The 24,200-nt window shown below is 70.8% G+C and carries 26 protein-coding genes; 18 read left to right on the top strand and 8 right to left on the bottom strand.

The annotated features are described in order from the left end of the window. Positions 1–63 precede the first annotated feature (63 nt). From ABH941_RS28070 to ABH941_RS28085, 4 genes are read left to right on the top strand one after another with little or no spacing between them, the layout of a single operon-like run. Positions 64–432, top strand: coding sequence for an SAV_915 family protein (locus tag ABH941_RS28070; protein WP_370132329.1), 369 nt, complete (start codon positions 64–66; stop codon positions 430–432). Beyond that, complete coding sequence (locus tag ABH941_RS28075) at positions 432–728, top strand: DUF6317 family protein (protein WP_370132330.1); 297 nt, start codon at positions 432–434, stop codon at positions 726–728. The genes ABH941_RS28070 and ABH941_RS28075 overlap by 1 nt, the downstream gene beginning before the upstream one ends. A 12-nt stretch (positions 729–740) precedes the next feature. After that, positions 741–2,027, top strand: a complete 1,287-nt coding sequence (locus ABH941_RS28080; RefSeq protein ID WP_370132331.1) for a WXG100 family type VII secretion target — start codon at positions 741–743, stop codon at positions 2,025–2,027. After that, a complete protein-coding gene (locus tag ABH941_RS28085) occupies positions 2,005–2,559 on the top strand; it encodes a hypothetical protein (RefSeq protein ID WP_370132332.1) in 555 nt (184 codons plus the stop codon). Before ABH941_RS28080 ends, ABH941_RS28085 begins: the two co-directional genes overlap by 23 nt. A 9-nt stretch (positions 2,560–2,568) precedes the next feature. Here the strand turns inward: ABH941_RS28085 and ABH941_RS28090 are convergent, their stop codons facing one another. Beyond that, positions 2,569–2,979, bottom strand: a complete 411-nt coding sequence (locus ABH941_RS28090; protein ID WP_370132333.1) for a PIN domain-containing protein — start codon at positions 2,977–2,979, stop codon at positions 2,569–2,571. Continuing rightward, positions 2,964–3,215: a type II toxin-antitoxin system Phd/YefM family antitoxin gene (locus tag ABH941_RS28095; protein ID WP_370132334.1), complete on the bottom strand. Its 252-nt coding sequence runs from the start codon at positions 3,213–3,215 to the stop codon at positions 2,964–2,966. Before ABH941_RS28095 ends, ABH941_RS28090 begins: the two co-directional genes overlap by 16 nt. A gap of 52 nt (positions 3,216–3,267) precedes the next feature. Here ABH941_RS28095 and ABH941_RS28100 point away from each other — a divergent pair, with 52 nt between their 5' ends. The 3 genes from ABH941_RS28100 to ABH941_RS28110 all read left to right on the top strand — a co-directional run bounded on the left by ABH941_RS28100 (position 3,268) and on the right by ABH941_RS28110 (position 5,410). Next, positions 3,268–3,447, top strand: a complete 180-nt coding sequence (locus ABH941_RS28100; protein ID WP_370132335.1) for a DUF6104 family protein — start codon at positions 3,268–3,270, stop codon at positions 3,445–3,447. Between the two features lie 95 nt (positions 3,448–3,542). Next, complete coding sequence (locus ABH941_RS28105; RefSeq protein ID WP_370132336.1) at positions 3,543–4,418, top strand: DUF4097 domain-containing protein; 876 nt, start codon at positions 3,543–3,545, stop codon at positions 4,416–4,418. Then, positions 4,415–5,410, top strand: coding sequence for a helix-turn-helix transcriptional regulator (locus ABH941_RS28110; protein ID WP_370132337.1), 996 nt, complete (start codon positions 4,415–4,417; stop codon positions 5,408–5,410). The genes ABH941_RS28105 and ABH941_RS28110 overlap by 4 nt, the downstream gene beginning before the upstream one ends. Before the next feature lie 91 nt (positions 5,411–5,501). Here the strand turns inward: ABH941_RS28110 and ABH941_RS28115 are convergent, their stop codons facing one another. Together ABH941_RS28115 and ABH941_RS28120 are read right to left on the bottom strand one after the other, a co-directional pair. Next, positions 5,502–6,461: a zinc-binding dehydrogenase gene (locus ABH941_RS28115; RefSeq protein WP_370132338.1), complete on the bottom strand. Its 960-nt coding sequence runs from the start codon at positions 6,459–6,461 to the stop codon at positions 5,502–5,504. A gap of 187 nt (positions 6,462–6,648) precedes the next feature. Further along, positions 6,649–7,845: an NADP-dependent malic enzyme gene (locus ABH941_RS28120; protein ID WP_370132339.1), complete on the bottom strand. Its 1,197-nt coding sequence runs from the start codon at positions 7,843–7,845 to the stop codon at positions 6,649–6,651. A gap of 554 nt (positions 7,846–8,399) precedes the next feature. Here ABH941_RS28120 and ABH941_RS28125 point away from each other — a divergent pair. The 4 genes from ABH941_RS28125 (at position 8,400) to ABH941_RS28140 (ending at position 11,807) form a co-directional block, all read left to right on the top strand. Next, complete coding sequence (locus tag ABH941_RS28125) at positions 8,400–9,347, top strand: ABC transporter substrate-binding protein (RefSeq protein ID WP_370132340.1); 948 nt, start codon at positions 8,400–8,402, stop codon at positions 9,345–9,347. Between the two features lie 39 nt (positions 9,348–9,386). After that, complete coding sequence (locus tag ABH941_RS28130; protein WP_370132341.1) at positions 9,387–10,322, top strand: amino acid ABC transporter permease; 936 nt, start codon at positions 9,387–9,389, stop codon at positions 10,320–10,322. Further along, positions 10,319–11,104 (top strand): amino acid ABC transporter ATP-binding protein, encoded by a 786-nt coding sequence (locus ABH941_RS28135; RefSeq protein ID WP_370132342.1) that lies wholly within the window; start codon positions 10,319–10,321, stop codon positions 11,102–11,104. Before ABH941_RS28130 ends, ABH941_RS28135 begins: the two co-directional genes overlap by 4 nt. Before the next feature lie 130 nt (positions 11,105–11,234). After that, a complete protein-coding gene (locus tag ABH941_RS28140) occupies positions 11,235–11,807 on the top strand; it encodes a CGNR zinc finger domain-containing protein (protein ID WP_370132343.1) in 573 nt (190 codons plus the stop codon). A gap of 161 nt (positions 11,808–11,968) precedes the next feature. Here ABH941_RS28140 and sodX read toward each other — a convergent pair whose 3' ends face one another. Next, entirely contained in the window at positions 11,969–12,433 is a 465-nt protein-coding gene (gene sodX / locus ABH941_RS28145; RefSeq protein ID WP_370132344.1) for a nickel-type superoxide dismutase maturation protease, read from the bottom strand. Between the two features lie 195 nt (positions 12,434–12,628). On the opposite strand from sodX, the gene sodN reads away from it, so the two are divergent. Continuing rightward, positions 12,629–13,024 carry a superoxide dismutase, Ni gene (gene sodN, locus ABH941_RS28150; protein WP_370132346.1) on the top strand — a complete coding sequence of 132 codons (396 nt, stop codon included), beginning with the start codon at positions 12,629–12,631 and terminating at the stop codon, positions 13,022–13,024. Positions 13,025–13,248: 224 nt separating this feature from the next. Here the strand turns inward: sodN and ABH941_RS28155 are convergent, their stop codons facing one another. Beyond that, on the bottom strand, positions 13,249–14,847 hold the full coding sequence (locus tag ABH941_RS28155; protein ID WP_370132347.1) for a Na+/H+ antiporter: 1,599 nt from the start codon (positions 14,845–14,847) through the stop codon (positions 13,249–13,251). Positions 14,848–15,042: 195 nt separating this feature from the next. Here ABH941_RS28155 and ABH941_RS28160 point away from each other — a divergent pair, with 195 nt between their 5' ends. From ABH941_RS28160 to ABH941_RS28175, 4 genes are all read left to right on the top strand, one after another. Continuing rightward, positions 15,043–15,303, top strand: coding sequence for a UBP-type zinc finger domain-containing protein (locus tag ABH941_RS28160; RefSeq protein ID WP_134005758.1), 261 nt, complete (start codon positions 15,043–15,045; stop codon positions 15,301–15,303). 39 nt (positions 15,304–15,342) lie between these two features. Next, positions 15,343–15,825 (top strand): N-acetyltransferase family protein, encoded by a 483-nt coding sequence (locus ABH941_RS28165; RefSeq protein ID WP_370132348.1) that lies wholly within the window; start codon positions 15,343–15,345, stop codon positions 15,823–15,825. Between the two features lie 262 nt (positions 15,826–16,087). Next, complete coding sequence (locus ABH941_RS28170; RefSeq protein WP_030257444.1) at positions 16,088–16,501, top strand: anti-sigma regulatory factor; 414 nt, start codon at positions 16,088–16,090, stop codon at positions 16,499–16,501. 74 nt (positions 16,502–16,575) lie between these two features. Next, a complete protein-coding gene (locus tag ABH941_RS28175; RefSeq protein WP_370132420.1) occupies positions 16,576–17,691 on the top strand; it encodes an RNA polymerase sigma factor SigF in 1,116 nt (371 codons plus the stop codon). A 6-nt stretch (positions 17,692–17,697) separates the two neighbouring features. On the opposite strand, the gene ABH941_RS28180 is transcribed toward ABH941_RS28175, so the two are convergent. Beyond that, positions 17,698–18,147: a hypothetical protein gene (locus ABH941_RS28180; protein WP_370132349.1), complete on the bottom strand. Its 450-nt coding sequence runs from the start codon at positions 18,145–18,147 to the stop codon at positions 17,698–17,700. Between the two features lie 100 nt (positions 18,148–18,247). Here ABH941_RS28180 and ABH941_RS28185 point away from each other — a divergent pair, with 100 nt between their 5' ends. Beyond that, positions 18,248–19,195 (top strand): diacylglycerol kinase family protein, encoded by a 948-nt coding sequence (locus tag ABH941_RS28185; RefSeq protein ID WP_370132350.1) that lies wholly within the window; start codon positions 18,248–18,250, stop codon positions 19,193–19,195. A gap of 334 nt (positions 19,196–19,529) precedes the next feature. After that, positions 19,530–19,781: a WhiB family transcriptional regulator gene (locus ABH941_RS28190; RefSeq protein ID WP_030257455.1), complete on the top strand. Its 252-nt coding sequence runs from the start codon at positions 19,530–19,532 to the stop codon at positions 19,779–19,781. A 350-nt stretch (positions 19,782–20,131) separates the two neighbouring features. Here ABH941_RS28190 and ABH941_RS28195 read toward each other — a convergent pair whose 3' ends face one another. Beyond that, positions 20,132–24,121 carry a Pls/PosA family non-ribosomal peptide synthetase gene (locus ABH941_RS28195; RefSeq protein WP_370132351.1) on the bottom strand — a complete coding sequence of 1,330 codons (3,990 nt, stop codon included), beginning with the start codon at positions 24,119–24,121 and terminating at the stop codon, positions 20,132–20,134. Positions 24,122–24,200: the final 79 nt, after the last annotated feature.

The raw sequence follows: 24,200 nt of genomic DNA on the forward strand, positions 1-24,200 counted from the left end.
CGGGCCCGTCGCCGTCTCCCCCGGCTACCATCGGACGGCCGTACACCAACAACGGGGGTGAGGATGTCCCGGATCGACCGCGCGCTCAATCCAGGCCACTACGACGAGGTCCCGGCGCCGTCCGCCGACACCGTGCTCTGTGTGCCCGCGCACCCGCAGTACCCGCTGCCGGAACGCACCGACCTCCAGCCGCAGATCGTCTTCGAACTGCTGGAAGGCCCCACCGGGCCGGTACCGGTCGCCTTCACCTCACCGCAGCTGCTGGTGGAGCGTCTCGGCGAGGCCCAGCCCTGGGTGGCCGCCTCGGCCGAGTGGTTCGTCGGACTGATGCGACGCACCGGCCTCGGCGCCGTCCACCTCGACCCGCAGACCGACCCGCTGGCCCGCCGCTGGTCCGCGGCGGACCTCACCGAGTACCGGAGGGATGCCTGATGGGCACCGGATACCAGGTCGTCCTCGGCGACCTCGCCAGCATGGCCGGAACCTTCCACACCGAGGCGGAGAACTATCGCGGTCTCAAGCCGAAGGTCACCCCGCCCGTGGCGGACGGCGGTGACCCGGGGCTGAACCAGGCCATGCAGATCCTGCTGGAGGCCATCGACGGCCTGCACACCAAGATGGCCGACCGGATCGACGAGCACGGCGACAAGCTCAGCTACGCCCACGACTCGTACCAGCGCAATGACGTCGACGTGCACGGGGTCTTCGAAGACCTCATGGCGGGATAGGCAGGCGGGGACATGGCGGAGAGCTGGATCGGCGGCGACATCAGCGGCATCCAGGCGATGGGCACCACCCTCACCGGCGCCAAGGAGGACCTGGACGGCGTTGTCAAGCCGCTCAGCGGCAAGGTCGACTCGCTCGTGGACGACACCGGCTGGCAGGGCGACTCCGCCAAGGAGTTCCGGGGGAAGTGGAGCGAGGACGCGATCACCGCAGGCGGGCTCGCCGACCTGGTCGGCTCGGTCGGCTCGGTCCTCACCGAGTTGGGCGGCCAACTCGCCGCGGCGGAGAGCGCCCTCTACAACGCTGCCGACGCCGCCAAGGGCAAGGGCGTCGCGGTGGGTCCGCGCGGCGAGCCCCTCCAGATAGTGACCAACAGCCCGCCCAGCCCCAAGGAACAGCAGGCGATCACCGAGCTGAACTCCTACGGCGAGGTCTACCGGCAGCTCACGTACACCGCGCAGCAGGCCCGGGTCCAGGCGGCGGAGCAGCTGAAGCAGCTCTTCGACGAGATCGACCCCAACGGCCCGATGAAGACCGGGGACAAGTCCACGGTCGCCGCGTTCCTGCGCGACCTCTACGCCACGAAGGACGATCGCCACACCGCGCTGGCGGAGGAGGCCCAGAGCAAGCTCGACTCCGCCTCCAAGGGCACCCAGGACGCCTGGGACAAGCTCAACTCCGAGCGCCAGTCGCTCAAGGCCGCGGGCAAGGACATCCCCAAGGACCTTCCCGAGGACGCGGCCTACCGCACCTCGATCCAGCAGGTCAAAGCGCTGAGCGGCGAACTCGATGCCGCCGAGGCCAAGCGCGGGGTCTTCGACAAGACCCTCAACTACAAGCTCGCCGACGCCGCCCGCGACCTCAAGATGTTCGAAGGCCTTGACCGCCTCCCGGAGTTCCTCCGCGACATCCCCGTCCTCGACATCGCCGCCGCCGGCGTGGTCGGCGTCACTGAGGCCCGCGAGGACCACGACAAGGGCTGGTCCTGGACCCACTCCGTCCTCGTCGACGGCGGAGCAGCCCTCGGCGGGCTAGCCGCAGGGGCGGCCGTCGTGGCGTTGGCGCCGGAGGTGGCGACAGCAGCCGGTGCCGCAGCCGTCGGCTTTGCCGCAGCCGGTACGGTCATGCTGGGCGCCTACGCCATTGACCACGCATTGCACGAACACTGGAGCGAGGACATTCACGATCACGGCGTACTGGGTGGCATTGCACACGGCACGGCTGACGTCGTCAGCGGGACATTCAAGAGCGTCGGCAACGATGCGGTAGGAGTGTGGCATGGCATCACCAGCCTCTTCTGAGCGGCCGTACCCGAGAGTCCTGCCCCTGAACGTCCGTCCGCAGCCGGTGAAGCTCCTGGGCACCACCTGGGTGGAGCGGGGCGCAGCCTACACATGGCGGCGCGCGGGCATCCTCTTCGGTCGCCTCTGGATCGTGCTCCTCATGTCCGTCTTCGCCATCGGGGGCGTGCAGCTCATCGTCAACAAGCTGCACTCGGGTTGGCGCACCACCGCACTTGCGGGGGCCGTCCTGTGCGCAGTGCTTGGCTTCGCCTGGGGCATTCGGGAGGTTCGGCGCCTGGCCACCATCGATCTCACGCCCGAACAGTGGGCCGAACGCCAGCGGTCCTTCCAGCTGCGGTTCCCGTGGCTACGCTCACCCGCCCTGCTCTACTTCATCCTGATCCTGCTGCTCCCGGCATCAGGGCCGTTCCTCTTCGGCTTCGTCGCCTCCTACTTCATCGGCGCCAGTTGCGGGCGCGAACTCCCCGCGGAACGCGGAGCGCGGCTTCAGTTCGAGGCCGAGCTTCGCGCGCACGGCAAGCTTCGGTGAAGTCGGCGCTCAGAGCCGATCCGGCGCGCTCACCTGGACTCCGGGCAACCCCGCGAAGGCCGCTGCCTCGTCCGTTGTCACCAGGACGCGTCCGGTTGCCAGTGCCGTCGCCGCGATCATCAGATCAAACGATCCCCGCGGGGAACCCTGGGCCCGGGTCCAAACCAGCAGTTCCGCGTGTCTGAGGGACACCAACTCGCTGTACTGCGCGACTGCGAACGTTCTGGCGACCCGCTCCACCGCCGCCTCCCGGCGGGCTCGGTGCTCCGTGCCGGCCAGCAGGGCTCCGACCCGGAGCTCCGTCAGGGTGATGGCCGCCACAGCCGCGTCGTCGTCCGCGGCGATGAAGTCCGCCGGGCTGAGTTTCCCCCGTTCGAAGGCGATCAGTACGCAGGTGTCCAGGATCAGCCTTCGTCCCATGGGTCCCGGACCTCCTCCGGGAGGTTCAGATCCCGGTGTGCTGTTTCCAGGTCGTCCGCGAACGCGGGGTCCGGACGATGGTCGGCGTAGGCGGCGATGATGGCCGCACCATTGGACCGCACCGGGGGGACGATGGTGGCGACCAGCTCGCCACCGCGGGTGATGCTGATCGTCTCGCCCTCGGAGGCCAGATCGAGGACGGCCGAGAAGCTGCGGCCGGCCTCTGTGGCGGTCATCGTTATCATGGAATCAGCGTATCCGACTCTCAGACTGTTCGGAGATCCATCCGTGTACTTCACCGACCGAGGCATCGAGGAGCTGCAGACGCGGCGCGGCGAGGAGGAGGTCAGCTTCGACTGGCTGGCCGACCGGCTGCAGGAGTTCGTGGACCTGAACCCGGAGTTCGAGGTTCCGGTCGAGCGGCTGGCCACCTGGCTGGCGCGGCTGGACGACGAAGAGGACGAGTGAGCAGAGCCGCTTGACTTCCCGGCAACACGATATATCGTGAATAGCAGAGGACGCGATACATAGCGCGTCCTCGCCAACCTATTCGGGGAGTCAGCATGGCCGAGCAGTGGACCGTCAGCACGCCGGAAAAGCTCACCTTCGACGCCGAGGTCACCCGCCTCCGCGTGCGCACCGTCGCCGGCGCCGTGAACGTCGTCGCCGCCGACGGGCCGGCCAGGCTCGAAGTCACCGAGCTCGAAGGGCCACCCCTCCAGATCACCCTCGACGGCGGCGAGTTGGTCGTCACCTACGAGGACCTGACTTGGAAGGACTTCTCCTGGAAGTCCCTGGCCACGTTCATCGGCAAGTGGCGCGAGAGCGCCCGCCGCCGTGCCGTGGTGTCCCTCGCGGTGCCGCACGGCACCCGGATCGAGCTCGGTTCGGCCTCCTCCGACACCGTGATCTCCGGCATCACCGCCCCGGTCACCGTGCACAGCGCCAGCGGCTCGACCACCCTGGTCGGCGTCTCCGGGCCGGTCGACGCCAATACCGTCTCCGGCAGCGTCCACGCCCAGTCGGTCTCCGGCGACCTCAAGGTCAACACCGTCTCCGGCGAGCTGACCGTCGTCGAGGGCGCCAGCCGCACCCTCAAGGCCAACTCGGTCAGCGGCGCGGTCACGGTCGACCTCGCCCGCGACAACACCACCGACGTCAGCCTCACCAATGTCTCCGGCGAGGTCGCCCTCCGCATCCCGGCGCCCGCCAACGCGCAGGTCCGCGCCAACACCACCAGCGGCGACGTCTCCAGCGCCTTCGACGAGCTCCGCATCGGCGGCACCTGGGGCGCCAAGCAGCTCACCGGGACCCTCGGCAACGGCTCCGGCAAGGTGAAGATCACTACGGTCTCCGGCTCCGTCGCCCTGCTCCGCCGTCCCGCCCCCGAGGATGACACTCCCAAGGCCCTCGACTTCAGCAAGGAGGACGAGGCATGAGCCCCGTTTTCGCCCATGGCCGTCTCCGTCTCTACCTCCTCAAGCTGCTGGACGAGTCCCCTCGCCACGGCTACGAGGTGATCCGCCTCCTGGAGGAGCGCTTCCACGGGCTCTACGCGCCCTCCGCCGGCACGGTCTACCCCCGGCTGGCCAAGCTCGAACAGGAGGGGCTGGTCTCACACACCGTCGAGGGCGGCCGCAAGGTCTACCGCATCACCGACGCCGGCAAGGCCGAACTGGCCGACCGGGCACCGGAGATCGACGCGCTGGAGGCCGAGATCCACGAGTCCGTCGCGCACCTGGCCGACCAGATCCGCGAGGACGTCCGCGACTCCGCGAAGGACCTCCGCGAGGAGATGCGCCGGGCGGCCAAGGAGTCCCGCCGCCAGACCAAGAGCGAGTCCAAGGGCTGGGGCCCGGACCCGGTCTGGGGCGACGGGCCCTGGCCGGGCATGGACAAGGAGACCTGGCAGCGCACCAAGGAGGAGTGGCGGGTCGCCAAGGAGCAGGCCAGGGAGCAGGCCCACCAGGCCAAGGAACAGGCCCGCAGCGCCCGCGAGGAGGCTCGCGCCACCCGCGAGCAGACCAAGGCGCTGCGCGACCAGGTCAGGGCCGAGGCGCACCGGATCGGCGAGCAGATGAAGGCTCAGGCCAGAAGCGGGGACTGGCCCTCCGGGCTGAGCGAGGGGCTGGCCGAGCTCACTCGCACGCTCACCGGGCTTGCCGACCCCTCGCGGTGGGGGCCTCCGACGCAGCAGAGCGAGCCGGTGGACAGCGAGCCGGTCGATCTGGGGAAGGACGCGCCCAACGACCTTCCGCCCTGGACGATCACCAATCCGTCCAACGAGCCGCTGCGCGAGCTCAGCGGGCTGCTGGACCGGTTTCGCGACGAGGTGCGTGACAGCGCGCGGGATCGCGGGTTCGCGGCGGAGGACTTGGTCAGGGCGCGGGCCGTGCTGGCGGCGGCTGCCAAGCGGTTGCGGGGGGAGTAGTCGCCGCGGGGCGCGGGGTGCCCTGTGTGCGGCGGCTCGGCGCCGTTTCGCGCACGCTTTTAATTGGGCAGAGCCCCGCGCCCCTGAAAGCTCAGGGCTGGAGCACGAGTTTTCCGAAGAGGTCGCCCTTCTCCATTCGCTCGAAGGCTTCTCGTGCATCACGCAACGGGAGGACCGAGTCGATGATGGGTCGGATGCCTGTGGTCGCGCACATCGACAGGAGGCCGGCCAGTTCCTCCTTGGTGCCCATGGTGGAGCCGACGACCTTCAGTTCCAGGAAGAAGATGCGGGTCAGTTCCGCAGGCGGGTTGGGGCCGCTCGTCGCGCCGGAGATGACGATCGTGCCGCCCGGGCGCAGGGACTTGACCGAGTGTGACCAGGTCGCCGCGCCCACGGTCTCCAGCACCGCGTCCACGCGCTCCGGCAGTCGCGCTCCGCTGGCGAAGGCCGCGTCCGCGCCCAGTTCCAGGGCCCGGGCGCGCTTCGCCTCGTCGCGGCTGGTGACCCACACCCGCAGTCCCGCCGCCTTGCCCAGCACCACCAGGGCGGTGGCGACCCCGCCGCCCGCGCCCTGCACCAGCACGGTGTCCCCGGGACGGACCCCCGCGTTGGTGAACAGCATCCGATAGGCCGTCAGCCAGGCCGTCGGCAGACACGCCGCCTGCTCGAAGGACAACTCCTTCGGCTTCGGCAGCAGGTTCCAGGTCGGCACCGTCACCTTCTCCGCGAAGGTCCCCTGGTACCGCTCCGTCAGAATCGACCGTGGTTCCCCCACCCGGACCCCGTAGCCGCTCTGGCCGATCACCGAGTGCAGCACGACCTCGTTGCCGTCCTCGTCGACGCCGGCCGCGTCGCAGCCGAGGATCATCGGCAGCCGCTCGCCCGGCAGCCCCACCCCCCGCAGCGACCACAGGTCATGGTGGTTCAGACTCGCGGCTTTGACGGTGACGACGCTCCACCCCTCCCGGGCCTCCGGCTCGGGACGCTCACCCAACTCAAGACCGCTCAGCGGGTCATCGGCATCAGTACGCGCAGCGTAGGCAGCAAACATGGCACCGACCCTAGCCCGCGCGGGCGCTCCGCCGGCGGCGCGGGGGCGTGGGTTTTTTCACTCCGTTCCGCCGCGCGGGGGCCGCGAGCAGAACACCCGCCACGTCGGGTTCACGTGGGGGTACCGGGGGGTCGCCCCCCGGGAGATCGGAGCACTCACGCCCCCGCCGCAGTACAGCCGGTACGGCTCAGCGCCGCGCGACGCCCTCGGCGCGCGCCGCGGCCGCCACCGCCTTGGTCACAGCCTCGGCGACCCTCGGGTCGAACGGGCTCGGGATGACCTCCTCCGCCGACAGGTCGTCACCCACCAGGTCCGCCAGGGCGTCCGCCGCGGCGATCTTCATGCCCTCGGTGATCCGGGTCGCCCGCACCTGCAGCGCGCCCGCGAAGATCCCGGGGAAGGCCAGCACATTGTTGATCTGGTTCGGGAAGTCGCTGCGCCCCGTCGCGACCACCGCCGCATAGCGGTGCGCCACCTCCGGGTGCACCTCCGGGTCGGGGTTGGCCATCGCGAAGATGAAGCAGTCCTTCGCCATGGTGGCGACGGCCTCCTCCGGCACCGTCCCACCGGAGACCCCGATGAACACGTCGGCCCCGGCCAGCACCTCCGCCAGCGAACCGCTCAGCCCGCCCCGGTTGGTCAGCTCCGCGATCTCCCGCTTCACGTCCGTCAGGTCGGAGCGTCCGACGTGGACCGCGCCCTGGCGGTCGCACAGCACCACGTCCCCGATCCCCGCGCCGACCAGGATCTTCGCGATGGCGATCCCCGCCGCGCCCGCGCCGGAGATGACCGCCCGCAGGTCGCCCAGCCCGCGCCCGGTCAGCTTGGCCGCGTTCCGCAGCGCCGCCAGGGTGACCACCGCGGTCCCGTGCTGGTCGTCGTGGAAGATCGGGATGTCCAGGGCCTCCTGCAGCCGCCGCTCGATCTCGAAGCAGCGCGGCGCGGAGATGTCCTCCAGGTTGACCCCGCCGAAGGACGGCGCCAGCCGGATCACCGTCTCGACGATCTCGTCGGTGTCCTTGGTGGCCAGTGCGATCGGCACCGCGTCCACCCCGCCGAACTGCTTGAACAGGATCGCCTTGCCCTCCATCACCGGCAGCGACGCCTCGGGCCCGATGTCCCCGAGCCCCAGCACGGCGGTCCCGTCGGTCACCACGGCGACCACGTTGGACTTCCAGGTGTAGTCGTTGACCAGTTCGGGGTGCTCGGCGATGGCCGTGCACACCCGGGCCACCCCGGGGGTGTAGGCGAGGGACAGGTCGTCGGCGTCACGGACCGGCACAGTGGCACTGATCTCCATCTTGCCGCCCCGATGGAGCGCGAAGGCGGGGTCGATCGGATCCTGCTCGTCCAGGGGGCGGGGGGTGATGATCTCGGCTGCCACGATGACCTCTTCGTCGTCGTACGGGGAGGTCGGTCGCCGCGCGCACGAGCGGCGGGGACTCCGGCCTCCATGAGGGTTGGGGGAACGGTTCGGGGAACGGCAGAGCGTCCGGTCGGTGCCTCTCCCGACACTAGCCGGGCCGCTACCACCGCACCTCTGTCTTTTCGTCCGCGTCATCGGGCCGACAACGGCCGTCCCATCGTTCAATCCGCCGTTCAATCCGCCCGCACAGGCGGTGTGACTGCACTCGAACGAGGGATGCATGAACACGGAACGAGGAGCCGGCCAAGTCGACGAAGCGCTTCGGCTCCGGAGCCTGCGTCGTCGGCTTCCGGTCCTCGCGTTTCCCGGATCGGTCCCGATCCGGTGGCCTGCTCCTGCAACGGGGGTCACCCGTTATGCGATTTTGACACAGGTAGTGACCCGAATGGCAGTACAGGAGTGGCAAGATTCGATCTCATTCACTGCTCGCGGCGTCGCATAAAGGTGTGCACCCCGCTGTGACGACATGCTGTGACGACTGCAGTTACCTCTCCCCAACAGGAGGAACCCTCATGGCCAGCCCCATCGGCACCCGCTCCATCGCCAAGCGCGTCATCGCGACCGGTGCCGTAGTCGCAGCGAGCTCCCTGCTGCTGACCGCCTGCGGCAGCTCCAAGATCAGCGGCAATACCGGCGCCGCCCCCAACGCCTCCCAGAGCGTCAACGCCGAAGGCGCCGACGCCGCTCTGGTGGCACTGGTCCCTGCCGCGCTCAAGACCGCGGGCACGGTGAACATCGCCACGGACGCCTCGTACGCGCCCATGGAGTTCAAGGACGCCAGCGGCAGCATCGTCGGCATGGACGTCGAGCTCGGTACCGCGATCATGAAGAAGCTGGGCCTCAAGGCGAACTTCGCCAACGCCAACTTCGACAGCATCCTCGGCGGTATCGCGGCCAAGAAGTACGACCTCAGCCTCTCCTCCTTCACGGCCACCCAGGCGCGCGAGAAGGCGGTCGACATGGTCACCTACTTCAACGCGGGCGAGGCGGTCGCCGTGCTGACCGGGAACCCGGACAACATCGACCAGAAGAACCTCTGCGGCGTCAAGATCGCCGTGCAGAGCGGCACCACCGAGGCCGACGAGATCAAGAACACCATCAACCCGGCGTGCAAGAAGGCCGGGAAGGCCGCCGCGACCGCCAGCGAGTTCACCCTGCAGACGGACGCCACCAGCGCCCTCGTCGCCAAGCGCGACCAGGCCATGATGGCCGACTCCCCGGTCGTGGACTACGCCGTCAAGCAGAGCGGCGGCACGCTCCAGAAGATCGGCCAGGACTACAACACCGCCCCCTACGGCATCGTCCTGCCCAAGGCGGACGGCCAGCTGGCGCAGGCCGTCCAGGGTGCCATCAAGGACCTGATCAAGGACGGCACCTACGGACAGATCCTCACCAAGTGGGGCGTCTCCTCCGGTGCCCTCACCGACTCGCAGGTCGTCGTCAACGGCGCCACAAGCTGATCCGGGACGTAACAGAACGTGAATGCTCCTCATGATGAGGTGGCGCTGACGAAGGGACGGCCCGAAGAGATTCGGGCCGTCCCCGTCCGCCACCCCGGACGCTGGGTCGGAGTCGCCGTCATCGCGGTGCTCGTGGCCATGTTCGCCCACGCCATGCTGACGAACAAACAGCTGCACTGGGACATCGTCGGCGAGATCCTGCGCGATCCGACCATCCTGCGCGGGCTCGGCACGACCCTGGAACTGACGGCGCTGTCGATGGTGATCGGCATCGTCGGCGGCATCCTGCTCGCGGTGCTGCGGCTGTCGCACAACCCCGTGCTGTCGGGGGTCGCCTGGGTCTACATCTGGGTCTTCCGCGGCACGCCCGTGCTGGTCCAGCTGCTGGTCTGGAACTTCCTCGGGGCGATCTTCCCCAAGGTCTCCATCGGGATCCCGTTCGGACCGACGTTCCACTCCTGGAACTACAACGACCTGGTCCCGCTGTTCGCCGTGGCGCTGCTGGGTCTCGGGCTCAACGAGGCCGCCTACATGTCGGAGATCGTCCGGGCCGGCATCCAGTCGGTCGACGAGGGGCAGGCCGAGGCGGCCTCCTCGCTGGGGCTGACCCACACCCAGACGCTGCGCAGGATCGTGCTGCCGCAGGCGATGCGCGTGATCATCCCCCCGGCCGGCAACGAGACGATCTCCATGCTCAAGACCACCTCGCTGGTGGTGGTGATCGCGCTCACCGACCTGACCAAGGCCGGCCAGGACATCGGCTCCCGCACCTTCCAGAACATCCCCGAGCTGATCGCGGTCAGCCTGTGGTACCTCCTCGTCACCTCGGTGCTGACCATCGGCCAGTACTACGTGGAGCGCCACTTCTCCCGGGGGAGCAACCGGCAACTGCCGGACACCCCGTTGCAGAGGCTGCGGAAGACGCTCTTCTCGCTGCGGCGGCAGCCCGTCACGGCCGCCGGAGGTGCCGAATGACCCAGCCACAGACTCAGGCCCAGACCCCGATGGTCCGCGCCGAACAGGTGCACAAGTCGTTCGGCCCGGTCGAGGTGCTCAAGGGCATCGACCTGGAGGTGAAGGCCCGGGAGGTGTTCTGCATCGTCGGCCCGTCCGGCTCGGGCAAGTCCACCTTCCTGCGCTGCATCAACCACCTGGAGAAGATCAACGCCGGCCGGCTCTCGGTCGACGGCGAGCTGGTCGGCTACCGGGAGAAGAACGGGAAGCTGCACGAACTGAAGGACCGCGAGGTGGCGTTGAAGCGCCGCGACATCGGCATGGTCTTCCAGCGGTTCAACCTCTTCCCGCACCTCACGGCGCTGGAGAACGTCATGGAGGCCCCGGTCCAGGTCAAGGGCGAGGCCAAGGCCGCCGCCCGGGAGCGTGCCGAGGCCCTGCTCGCCCGCGTCGGCCTGGCCGACAAGGCGCGCAACTACCCCTCGCAGCTGTCCGGCGGGCAGCAGCAGCGGGTGGCCATCGCCCGGGCACTGGCGATGGAGCCCAAGCTGATGCTCTTCGACGAGCCCACCTCGGCGCTCGACCCGGAGCTGGTCGGCGACGTCCTGGACGTCATGCGGGGCCTGGCCGAGGACGGGATGACCATGATCGTGGTCACCCATGAGATGGGTTTCGCCCGCGAGGTCGGCGACGCCCTGGTCTTCATGGACGAGGGCGTGGTGGTCGAATCCGGCCACCCCCGTGAGGTTCTGACCAACCCCCAGCACGAGCGCACCCGCGCGTTCCTCTCGAAAGTGCTGTGAGTACGCTCTGTCGGAACCATGCGGCCCCGATGGCGGTCCCTCCACAGTGGGGACCGCCGCCGGGGCCGCAATGCTGCCATTCGTAATAGGCTGGTACCCAGCCCAGCCATTACTACTGAGGAGCGACACCGTGGAGCTCGCCTCCTACGCGGAGCTGGCCGTGCGGCTGGTCAACACCGAGGAGCCCGCCCGCGGCAAGGACGGTCTCACCACGGTGGAGGCCGTGCGGGGGCTGTTCAGCGGCAACAGCAGGGGCGGCCGGCTCGCCGACGAGGGGGATCTGCCCAGGCTCCGGTCGGTACGGGTGCGGCTGCGGGCGGTCTTCGAGTCCGCGGCCGAGGGCGACGAGACCCGGGCCGTGAACCTGCTCAACGAGCTGCTCACGGAGTACCCGGTCAGCCCGGTGGTCTCCGGACACGGCTTCCTGGGCGAGAACGGCCGCCCGCAGTGGCACATGCACCTGGCCGAGAGCGCCGGCACCGCCACCGCGCTGTTCGCGGCCGGCGCGAGCATGGGCCTGGCCGTCCACCTCACCCAGCACGGCGTGGACCGGCTCGGCATCTGCCAGGCGGCCCCCTGCCGCAACGCCTATCTGGACACCTCCACCAACCGCTCCCGCCGCTACTGCTCGGACCGCTGCGCGACGCGCGCCAACGTCGCGGCCTACCGGGCCCGCAAGCGCGAAGCCGCAGCCGGGGCCTAGGGAACTTCTCGGGGGTTTTCGGCTGCGGCGTGTGCCTGGCTTGTCGCGCAGTTCCCCGCGCCCCTAGCAAGTGCAACTGGCCCAGTTGCAGACCCCTAGGGGCACGGGGAACTGCGCGGCAAGCCCGCTACGGTCCGCAGCCGGAAACCCTCAGCACCTCACTACTGGCTGACGACACGCCGAAACGCCCCGAACCGCCGGGCCAGTGCATACGGCACCCGGTCCAGCAACCGTTCGAGCGGCCGCGGCGGGGCCAGCCAGGACGGCCGGGGGGCGATCCGCAGCAGCACCCGCCCGAGCACCAGTTCGTCCGGCACCGGCCCGAAGTCCCGGCTGTCGCCCTCGACCTGGCTGTTGTCCGACAGCAGCCACCAGCCGCCGCCGCGCCGCTCGACCGCCCGCTTGACCACGAACAGCTCCTGCCGCAGCGGATGCCGCGCCACCACGATCGCCCCGTCCCTGACCCGCCCGCCGTAGCGGCAGAACAGCCGGTCGCCGTGGGCCAGGGTGGGCGCCATCGACGGTCCGTCAACATCGAGTACCCCGTAGCGCCCCGGGGTGACCCCGCCCTCAGGGGGTTCCTGGGGAAGCGGGGCGGGGAGCGGGTCGTGCTTCTGCTCAGCCATGCCGTTCCGCCGTTCCTCGCTCTTCGTCCCGTGCCGCGGTGCCCTACTGCTGCCTCGGCTCCATCTTCTCCCACCGCGCGGGGAAGTCCACGGCTCCTACGGCTTTTGTCCTAGGACCGGGCCCTGGACGCGATTCACCGGACGATCCGGAGTAATCTCGTGCCCGGGAAGACGATCACAGGAAAGGGACCTTTCATGCTCTCTCGGCTGTTTGCACCGCGGATCACTGTCCACGCCCACTGCGACCTGCCCTGCGGTGTCTACGACCCCGCGCAGGCCCGCATCGAGGCGGAGTCGGTCAAGGCCACCCAGGAGAAGTACCAGGCCAACGACGACCCGCACTTCCGTGCGCGCGCCATCGTCATCAAGGAGGAGCGCGCCGAGCTGGCCAAGCACCACGTCTCGGTGCTGTGGTCCGACTACTTCAAGGCCCCGCACTTCGAGGCCTACCCGCAGCTGAACACCCTGGTCAACGACACCCTGAAGGCCCTCAGCGCCGCCAAGGCGTCCACCGACCCGTCGACCGGCCAGAAGGCTCTGGACCTGATCGCCGAGGTTGAGAAGATCTTCTGGGAGACCAAGAAGGCCTGACGCTGCTGAACCGTCAGCGTGAAGGGGTCGGACGAGCTGTCTCGTCCGACCCCTTAGCGCTCGCCTCCGCTTCGGCGGAGAGATGCTGTCGTTGACCAGCCTGTGAAGCCCTGGGTACGGAGCACCCCCACGTTTGCGGGGAACGATCTCCCGCCAGAGTGTCACCAAAGTCGGCTCGACGGTTTGCGCATCCCCGTCCGCCACCCGCACGAGTGACCGCTCGCTCAATCTTCCGCGTGGTCCACCAGGGCCTCCTCGTAGTCGAGTTGGCGAATGAGGCGGCGGAGCAGCTCGTCGTCGATGCGGTCGCTGTTCCGCAGTTCGACGAAGACGTCGCGCTCGGCGGCGATGGTCTCCTTGCCCAGCCGACGGTAGACGGCGTCGGCGGAGTCCCCGGTCTCGGCGTCCACCGCCGCGCCCAGGCGCTCCCAGACGGCGTTCTGGCGGCGTTCCAGCACCCGGCGCAGCCGCTGCTCCAGCGCCTCGGGGAGCCGGTTGCGCGGGTCGGTGAGCAGCTCGTCGAGCCGGGCCGTGGCGGCCAGTGAGGCGTCGTTCTGCGCCTGGGCCTGGATCAGCACCCGCCGCTGCGGATCGACCTCGGGCAGCGGCAGGGCGTTCACCAGCTTGGGCAGGGTCAGGCCCTGCAGCAGCAGGGTGCCGATGACCACCACGAAGGTCAGATAGAGGATCAGTTCCCGCCCGGGGAAGGGCTGCCCGTCGTCCAGGGTCTCCGGGATGGAGAAGGCGACCGCCAGCGAGACCACCCCGCGCATCCCGGCCCAGGCGACGACGAACGGCCTGGTCCATTCGGGGACGCCCTCCCGCTCCCGGATCCGGCGGATGAGCAGCACCGGCAGGTAGGTGGCCGGCCAGCACCAGACGAACCGCGCCACGATCACCGCTCCGAGCACCAGCAGGGCCCAGCCCAGCAGTTCCGCCGAGGAGTAGCCGCGCAGCGCCCGCAGCACCACCGGGAGCTGCAGTCCGATCAGGGCGAAGACCGCGGACTCCAGGATGAAGGCGACCATCTTCCAGACCGCCTCCTCCTGGAGCCGCAGCGCGAAGTCCACGGTGTGGGCGTGGTGGCCCAGGTAGAGGCCGACCACGACCACCGCGATCACGCCGGAGGCGTGGAACGCCTCGGCCGCCGCGTAGGCGGCGAACGGCACCAGCAGCGAGAAGGTGTTGAGCAGCAGCGGGTCCTTCAGCCGCACCCGGGCCCACTGCAGCGGCACCATCAGCACCAGCCCGACGGCGGTGCCGCCGATCGCGGCGAGCAGGAACTCGCCGAAGGCGGTCCCCCAGGAGAAGCCCTCGCCGAGGGCGGCGGCGACGGCGACCCGGTAGGCGGTGATCGCGGTGGCGTCGTTGACCAGGCTCTCGCCCTGCAGGATGGTGACGATCCTGGCCGGCAGGCCGACCCGGCGGGCGATGGCGGTGGCGGCGACCGCGTCGGGCGGGGCGACCACCGCGCCGAGGACGAAGGCGGCGGCGACCGGCAGCCCGGGGACCACCGCGTAGGCGACCAGGCCGACGGCGACGGTGCTGAACAGCACGAAGCCGATGGAGAGCAGCGCGACCGCGCGCAGATTAGCGCGCAGGCTCCGGTACGAGCTGTCCAGCGCCGCCGTGTAGAGCAGCGGCGGCAGCACCAGGGGCAGCACCAGCCCGGGATCGAGGGTGTAGGTCGGCACGCCGGGGATGTAGGCGGCGGCCAGGCCGGCGGCGACGAGCAGCAGCGGAGCCGAGATGCGCAGGCGCCGGGCCACGCCGGCGACGGCGGCGCTGCCCGCGACAAGCGGCAGCAGGGCGCTGGAGGACATGGGTTGCGTCTTTCGAAGAATGGGGTCTTCGGGAGGGGACTGGGCGACGGGGCTGACAGGATGGGGGCCGGGGAGAGGGGGCGGCAGGTGTTCGAGGGTCACCGCAGGAAACGGAAGCACAGCGAGGCTCAGGAGCGCGAACGGCGCGCGGAGAGCTCGGCGCCGCGCTCCCGTACCCTGGTCGCTATGTCTGGAATGCACGGTTGTTCGCACAGCGCCGCCCTGCCCGCCCCGGAACCCGAGGCGCTCGCCGAGACCTGCCCGGAGTGCGTCGTGCTCGGCCAGCACCCGGTCCAGCTGCGCAAATGCCTGATCTGCGGGCATATCGCCTGCTGCGACTCCTCCCCCAGCCGGCACGCCACCGCGCACTTCCACGCCACCGGGCATCCGGTGATGCGCTCCTTCGAACCGGGCGAGTCCTGGCGCTGGTGCTACGAGGACCGCTCACTGGTCTGACCCTCCGGATGCGGTCACGGCCCCAGTAGGCTCGACACCATGATCCGTGAAGCACGCCCCGACGACGTCCCGCAGATCCTGGCCTTCGTCCGGGAGCTGGCGGAGTACGAACGGGCCCTGGAGGACGCCAGGGCGACCGAGGAGCAACTGCACTCCGCCCTGTTCGGCCCGCATCCGGCCGCCTTCGCCCACATCGCCGAGGACGACACCACCGGCGAGCCGGTGGGCTTCGCGCTGTGGTTCCTCAACTTCTCGACCTGGAAGGGCGTCCACGGCCTCTACCTGGAGGACCTCTACGTCCGGCCGGAGGCCCGCGGCGGCGGGCACGGCAGGGCACTGCTGGCCACCCTGGCGCAGATCTGCGTCGAGCGCGGGTACGGGCGGCTGGAATGGTCGGTGCTGGACTGGAACGAGCCCTCGATCGGCTTCTACAAGTCGCTCGGGGCCGTTCCCATGGACGAGTGGACGGTCTTCCGCCTTACCGGTGCGCCGCTGACCGCGCTGGGCTCCGCACGGAATTGACCACTCCCGGGCGATATCCTCACCCGCGCTGCCACGCTTCGCAGCTGACGTCTTACCATGAGTCATCCGAAGGGCGTAACGGCCACACCGGTTCTCCGGCGGTGCTTATCGAGCAGTCCGGTCCCCGGACGGGCGACATCGCACCGAGGATCGCGATAGCGTCACCTCCCGGGCGGAATACGCCCGCACGAGCTGCACTTGCTGAGAACAACCGCTCGGCGGCGGTGTCCGCCGCAGCGGCGCAACACCAACGGAGGTGAGGGTGTCCCAGATCGACGGCGAGCCCGACGCGAAGGACTTCGTCGAAGTCCGGCTGCCCGCGGCGGGTGCCTACCTCTCGGTCCTGCGAACCGCGACAGCGGGCCTCGCAGCCAGACTCGACTTCACCCTCGACGAGATCGAGGACCTGAGGATCGCGGTCGACGAGGCCTGCGCCATCCTGCTCCAACAGGCGGTGCCGGGCAGCGTGCTCCGCTGTGTGTTCCGGCTGGTCGGCGACTCGCTACGGGTGACCGTCTCGGCGCCGACCACCGACGGCCGCGCCCCCGAGCGCGACACCTTCGCCTGGACGGTGCTCTCCGCACTGGCCGGCGAGGTGGAGTCGACCGTGGAGGAGGACCGCACGGTCACCATCAGCCTGCACAAGAAGCGCGGCGCCGGGCCGGGCCAGCCTTGAGGGTCTCGCAGGTCTTGAGGGTACGGACAAGTTGATCCCGGAACGGAACGGAACGGGGGATCGCCGTGAGTGATCTGGACCGCAGCAGCGGTGCCGGGCTGCAGTCCGGTACGGGTACGAGCGCTGGTAAGGCCGTGCTGCCGGCACAGTCGGTGGGCGCGGCGTCAGAGCAGGCGGAGGACAGGGTGTTGGCAGACGATCCCGACCGTCCCGACCAGGTACCGCCCCCGGTGGTCGGGGAGACGGACGGTCTGGACAAGGCCGAGGCGAAAGCGGAGGCCGACGGCGACGAGCTCGACTCGGACGCCGCCGAACTGGTCGCGGACATCGTCGGCGACCTCGCCGACACCGCGGCGGACGAGGACGCGGAGCACGCCGCCGCGCCCGAACCGCATGTCTGGGGCGGCGGCCGGCCGACCCCGCAGCGGCACGGCGCGCCGGACCGCGAGGCGGCCAGGGCGCTGTTCGTCCAGCTCGCCGCGCTGGAGAAGGACTCACCGGAGCGGGTCGAGCTGCGCAACCAGCTGGTCCGGATGCACATCCCGCTGGTGGAGCACCTGGCCCGGCGGTTCCGCAACCGCGGCGAGCCGCTGGACGACCTGACCCAGGTCGCCACCATCGGACTGATCAAGTCGGTGGACCGCTTCGACGTCGACCGGGGCGTGGAGTTCTCCACCTACGCCACGCCCACCATCGTCGGCGAGATCAAACGCCACTTCCGCGACAAGGGCTGGGCGGTGCGGGTCCCGCGCCGGCTCCAGGAGCTGCGGCTCTCGCTCACCACGGCCACCGGCGAGCTCTCCCAGCAGCACGGCCGCTCGCCCACCGTGCACGAGCTGGCCGAGCGCCTCGGCATCACCGAGGAGGAGGTGCTGGAGGGGCTGGAGTCCGCCAACGCCTACAGCACCCTCTCCCTGGACGTCCCGGACACCGACGACGAGTCGCCGGCCGTGGCGGACACCCTGGGCGCCGAGGACGACGCGCTGGAGGGGGTGGAGTACCGCGAGTCGCTCAAGCCGCTGCTGGCCCAGCTGCCGCAGCGGGAGCAGCGGATCCTGGTGCTGCGCTTCTTCCGGAACATGACCCAGTCCCAGATCGCCTCCGAGGTGGGCATCTCCCAGATGCACGTCTCCCGGCTGCTGGCCCGGACGCTGGCCCAGCTCCGGGACAAGCTGCTGCTGGAGGAGTAGTCCGGACTACTTGCCGTACCCCGCAGGCCACAGCGTCGCCGTGGTCCGCGGGTGCAGCAGCAGGACGATCCCGCCGATCCCGGCCAGGCCGACCGCGACGCCGACCGGGATCTGCAGGCCGCCGTTCTGGAAGGTGAAGTAGGTGACGGCCAGGCAGAGGGTGTCCACCATCACCGCCGGGCTGCGCCCCCAGCGCTTCAGCCGCAGCAGCGCCCGTCCGGCGAACAGCGGCAGCAGGCCGAGCAGCAGCACGATGAACCCGCCGAACTCGGTGAGCCCGACCCCGGTGTGGGTGTGCGTCAGCAGCCCCTCGACCATCAGGTAGACGCCGTAGGCGGTGAGCAGGACACCCTGGGCCACCGCTATGGCCGCGCCGGCGGTCAGCATCCAGGGGCGGGCCGCGGCGGTCGGGGCGGCGGAGGCGGTACGGGCATCGAGCGGGGCGTCGGCAGTCACCTCACCAGGCTAGCCGCCCCGGCAGCGGCCCCGGTCGGGCCCCTCCTCCTTCGGGAGGCCCTTTCCCTGTCGCATACCTGCCGGTAGGTAAGCTGACGGTATGCGTGCGCTCCTGGTCGTCAACCCGAAGGCGACCACCACCAGCGGCCGGACCAAGGACGTACTCGCCCGAGCCCTGGCCAGCGACCTGAAACTGGAGGTCGTGGCCACCGAGTACCGGGGCCACGCCCGCGATCTGGCCCGGGACGCCGCGGCCTCCGGCAACGTGGACCTGGTGGTCTCGCTGGGCGGGGACGGCACGGTGAACGAGATCGTCAACGGACTGCTCGCGGAGGGACCCTCCGAACACCTGCCCAGACTCGCCGTGGTGCCCGGCGGCAGCACCAATGTCTTCGCCCGCGCCCTCGGTCTGCCCAATGACCCGGTGGAGGCGACCGGAATACTCCTGGACGCCCTCTCCTCGAAACGGGAGCGAACCGTCGGCCTCGGCCGGGCGGTGACCCCGGGCCTTCCGGAGCGCTGGTTCACCTTCACCGCCGGCTTCGGTTTCGACGCCGGCGTGGTCGGCCGGGTCGAGCAGCACCGCCGCAGCGGCAAGCGGTCCACTCACGCGCTTTACATCAACCAGGCGGTACGCCACTACCTCGGTGAGCGCGAACACCGCAGGGCGGGCCCGATCACTCTCCGCATCCCCGGCGCGGAACCGGTCGAGGGGCTGGTGGTGTCCATAGTGGCGAACACCTCTCCCTGGACCTTCCTGGGCAACCGCCCGGTCTACGCCTCGCCCGAGGCGACGTTCGACACGGATCTGGACCTCTTCGGGATGACGAAGATGTCGTTGTTGCAGACCCTTCGAACGATCCCCCAGCTCCTGGACGGTTCCGGGAAGGGTCCGCGGGGCAAACACGTGGTCGCTTACCACGACCTCCGGGAATTCACCTTGCATTCGCAGGAAACGATGCCATTTCAGGTCGACGGAGACCACCTTGGAGAGCGGAACCAAGTCAGCTTCTCAGGCGTACGTCGCGCACTGCGTGTGATTGTGTGATCAGAAGGGCCTTGTGCCCTTCTTCTCGAACGCGTGGCCCGCTTCACTCCATAGAAGTACAGGGTGTGACCTAGCAGACACCGACGAATCAAAAATTCCTTCTCGATAGGGGTTGTATCCGGAGTCGAGGTTTGCGAACCTTTACATGGCGATCGGGACGGACCGTTACCGGAGACCCGCCTGATTCGCCCGAATCCACTGCAACGTCGCAGGCACCCGCACGCCGACCCACCCGTTGGCCGCGCACCTGCCACAGGGTTCGTGAAAGCGTTCACATTCACAAGCCACCGATGAGCCGCGGGACATCCCCGTCGGCTGGAGGAGTTGGATCATCATGGACTGGCGCCACCGCGCTGTCTGCCGGGAAGAAGACCCCGAGCTGTTCTTCCCCATCGGCAACACGGGGCCCGCCCTGCTGCAGATCGAGGAAGCGAAGGCCGTCTGTCGTCGCTGCCCGGTCATGGAAAGCTGCCTGCAGTGGGCCCTGGAGACCGGTCAGGACGCCGGCGTCTGGGGTGGAATGAGCGAGGACGAGCGTCGTGCGATGAAGCGTCGCGCCGCCCGCAACCGAGCGCGCACCGCCTGACGCACCGTCCGGCAGAGAGATCTTCTGCCTGGGGGACGCAACGCCGCACCACCTGAACCACCCGCATTACTTCTCGATCAGCACGTGATCAAGTGCCGCAAGGCACTTTCCGAGGCGGCGCACCGATCGCGGCGCTCTCCATCCCCGGCAGTTTGATACCGTCGGAGAAGAGGGCAGCCGCCCGTGCGAAGCACGCGGGCACCGTCCCGCACCCAGAGCCCCTGCTCCGGCCGACTCCCCCCGACGGCCGGAGCAGGCTTGAGAGGCCCTGTCGACCCTCCCCCCCGGTCGGCAGGGCCTCGTTCTGTCTCCGGACCGGACCCTCTACCTGCTCAACTCCACCGTGCTGCTCAACTCCACTGCGCCACAGGGTTTCCCAGCCAGCGCGTCCCGGCCGGCAGGGCCTCGCCCCGCATCACCAGGGAGGCCGGGCCGACCACCGCGCCCTCCCCCACTCCCGCGCCCAGCAGCACGATCGAGTGCGGCCCCACGGTCGCCCCGGCCCCGATGTCAACGCCGTCCATCCGCATCAGCCGATCGTGGAAGAGATGCGTCTGCAGCACCACACCGCGGTTGACCGAGCAGCCATCCCCCAGACGGACCAGGTCCGTCTCCGGCAGCCAGTGGGTCTCGCACCACACTCCGCGGCCGATCCGCGCACCCAGACTGCGCAGCCAGAGGGTGAGGAAGGGCGTCCCCAGCAGGGAGCTGCCGAGCCAGGGCATCGCCAGCTCCTCCACGAAGACGTCGAACAGCTCATTGCGCCAGACGAAGGAACTCCACAGCGGCTGCCGCCCGCTCCGGAACCGTCCCAGCAGCAGCCATTTGGCCGCGGTGGTGAACAGGCAGGCGGCCAGCCCGCCGCTCAGCAGCAGTACCCCGGAGCCGAGCGCACAGGCCGTCAGGCCGTCCCGGCGCAGCAGCTCCTGGAGTGCGGCCACAGCCAGGTCGCCCAGCAGCACGGTCAGCGCCAGCGGGACCAGGCGGCACAGCTCCACCGCCGCCCGGGCCAGCACCAGCCGGCGCGGCGGGTCGTAGGTGCGGGCCCCGTCCCCGGCCTCGGCGACCCGCTGGATGCCGAACCCCGGCCGGCCCAGCCAGGACGTCCCGACGGCGACCCGGTCCGCGGGCGGGACGTCGGAGAGCACCCCGACCAGCGAGTCGGCCGGCAGCTGCCGTCCGGGACCGACGATCCCGGAGTTCCCGACGAAGGACCGCCGCCCGACCGCGGCCGGGCCGAGCCGCAGCCAGCCGTCGCGGACCTGGAACGGGGCGAGCAGGGTGTCGTCGGCCAGGAAGGCGTAGTCGTCCACCCGGGTCAGCCCGGGCAGGGCGAGCACGGTCGACGCCTCCACCCGGCGGCCGACCCGGGCGCCCAGCAGCCGCAGCCAGGCCGGCGTGGCCAGCGAGGAGTACAGCGGGAAGAGCATCGACCGGGCCGAGCCCATCAGCTGGTGCACCGCCCAGACGCTCCATCCCGCGCGGCCCAGGGCCGGGTGCAGGCCCGGGGTGACGGCCCGTGAGAGCAGTCGGACCAGGGCGGCCAGCAGCAGGGCGTAGAGGCACAGGGTGAGCAGGGCCAGCGGCACCGAGGTGACCAGCAGCCGGTCGAACACGCTGGTCCAGGTGGGGTCTTGGCCCATGAACAGATACAGCAGCAGCGCCCCGGGGGCGGCGGCGGCCAGCGGCAGCAGCTGGAGCAGCAGCAGGGACAGCGTGTAGACGGCCTGCCAACGGCGGCGGCGCCCCGGAGGGACGGCAGGGGCCGCGACCGGCCAGGCCGGCCCGTCGGCCGCGCCCGCAGGCCGGCGGTCCGGGCGGGCCGGTGAGCCGTGCCAGCGGGCGCGGGCCGGGACGGCCCCGGTGACGCAGCTGCCGGGGGCGACCTCGGCGCCGGGGCCGACCACGGCGCCGGGCATCAGCGTGGACCTGGTGCCGACGCTGGCCCCGGGCCCGACCGAGATGGTGCCCAGGTGCAGCCGGTCCCCCTCCAGCCACCACCCCGCCGCGTCCACCTCGGGCTCCAGCGAGCAACCCGAGCCGAACACGGCCAGCCCGGTGACCGGCGGCATGGTGTGCAGATGGACGTCCTCGCCGACCCGACAGCCCAGCAATCTGGCGTAGCGCCCGGCCAGTGGGGTGCCCAGCACCGAGGCCACGTTGAAGACGCCGACCAGGCGCTCCGCCGTCCACAGCCGCAGGTGCGCCGGGCCGCCGCGCGGATAGGTCCCCGGCCGCAGACCCCGGGTCAGCAGCCGGGCGCCGACCGCACCGATGACGGTGCGTCCAAGGGCGCTGGAGAGCAGCAGCCAGCCGCTGGCGATCAGCCACCAGGAGGTCCGCTGGGTCCAGGGCAGCGAGGAGGGCAGCAGATTGTCGAGGGCGGCGAGGGCGAGCACCCAGCGCAGCCCGGCCAGGGTGTGCAGCAGGGCCAGCACCGCCGCCTGGTAGAGGCCGACCAGTACGGGAGGAACGGCGGCGGGCGCAGGCTGCGGGGCGGTACGGTCCGGGGCGGCGTCCCCGGTGCGGCCCTCGGCACGCCGGTCCGGGCTCCGGTCCAGGCTCCGGTCCAGGTGGGCCGCGAGGTCGCCCAGTCGCGGCTGCCGGTAGAGGTCGGCCACCGAGAGGCCGGGGTGCCGCTGCCGCAGCAGTGAGACCAGCCGGGCGGCGGACAGGCTGGTGCCGCCCAGCGCGAAGAAGTCGCTGTCCGCGTCCGGGGCGACGCCGAGCAGGTCGCGCCACTGCCGGGCGAGCCGGGCGGCGGTGCCGTGCAGCGCGGCGTCCGGGTCGGGTTCCCCGGCCCGGGGCAGCGGCCAGGGCAGCGCCTTGCGGTCCACCTTTCCGGAGGTCCTGGTCGGCAGTTCGGCCAGCTCCGCCAGCACCGGCACCAGCGCCGCGGGCAGCCGCTGCCGCAGCAGTCTCCGCAGCGGCGCCAGGTCGAGCCCGCCGGTACCTGATCGATCGTCATTCTCCGGGGACGGCCTGGTCTCCGGGACCAGGTAGCCGACCAGCATCTGGCCGCCGGCCGCGGTCTCCCGCACCGCCGCGGCCGCCGCCCGGACGCCGGGGAGGGCGGCCAGCGCGGCGTCGAGCTCGCCGAGCTCGATCCGCCGGCCGCCGAGCTTGACCTGCTCGTCGGCGCGGCCGACGAAGGCCAGGCCGTCCCGTTCGGCCCGGACCAGGTCCCCGCTGCGGTAGACCCGGGCCCCGGGGAGGGCAGGGTGGGCCTGGAACTTCTCCGTGTCCCTGGCCCGGTCCAGATAGCGCGCCGTGCCGACCCCGGCGATCAGCAGTTCCCCGGTGCCGCCCCAGGGGACGGGCCGTCCGGCCGGGTCGACCACCGCGATCCGCCAGCCGGCCAGTGGGGTGCCGATGCGCACCGGCTGCCCGGCCCGCATCCGGGCGGCGCAGGCCACGACGGTGGTCTCGGTCGGACCGTAGGTGTTCCAGAACTCCCGCCCGGGCACGTCCAGGCGCTGGACCAGCTCGGCCGGGCATGCCTCCCCGCCGACGATCAGCAGCCGGACCGCGTCCAGGTCCTCGGCCGGCCAGAGCGCGGCCAGGGTCGGCACGGTGGACACCACCGTGATGCCGCGCCGGACCAGCCAGGGCCCGAGGTCGGCCCCGGACCGGACCAGCGCCCGGGGTGCGGGCACCAGGCAGGCGCCGTGCCGCCAGGCCAGCCACATCTCCTCGCAGGAGGCGTCGAAGGCCACCGAGAGACCGGCCAGCACCCGGTCGCCGCGTCCCAACGGGGCGTCCCGGAGGAAGAGTTCGGCCTCGGCGTCGACGAAGGCCGCCGCCGAGCGGTGGCTGACGGCGACGCCCTTGGGACGTCCGGTGGTGCCCGAGGTGAAGATCACCCAGGCGTCGTCCGCCGGGGTCGGCGGGCGCGGCCGCGCCCTCGGTGCGGCGGCCCCGGGACCGTCCGTCAGCGCGCCGCCCGCGCCCAGGACCACCCGTACCCCGGCGTCCTGCCAGATCAACTCGGCGCGCTCGTCCGGGTCGTCCACATCCACCGGGACGTAGGCGGCGCCGGCCCGCAGCACCCCGAGGATCGCGATGTACAGCTCAGCCGTCCCGGACGGCACCCGCACGCCCACCCGGTCGCCGGGGCCCACGCCCCGGGCCTCCAGCCGGGCCGCCGTCGCGTCGGCCGCGTCCCGCAGCGCCCGGTAGTCGAGGACGGTGCCGTCCGCGTCCAGGGCGGGGGCCAGCGGCGCGTTCCGCACCGTGGCGTCGAGGACGTCCAGCAGGGTGCGGGCCGGTGCGGCAGGCCGTACCGGCCAGGCGGCCTTCGGAGAATGGGGGTGCGGCAGCGTCGCCGCGGGAGGTGCCACAATCTGGGGTTCCACGTGCCGCGCTCTCGTCAGGTGCCAGAGGGTCCAGGCTCATAGGGACTGACGAGCAGAGGGGGGT

The sequence above is a fragment of the Streptacidiphilus sp. EB103A genome (assembly GCF_041261405.1).
GTDB lineage: Bacteria > Actinomycetota > Actinomycetes > Streptomycetales > Streptomycetaceae > Streptacidiphilus.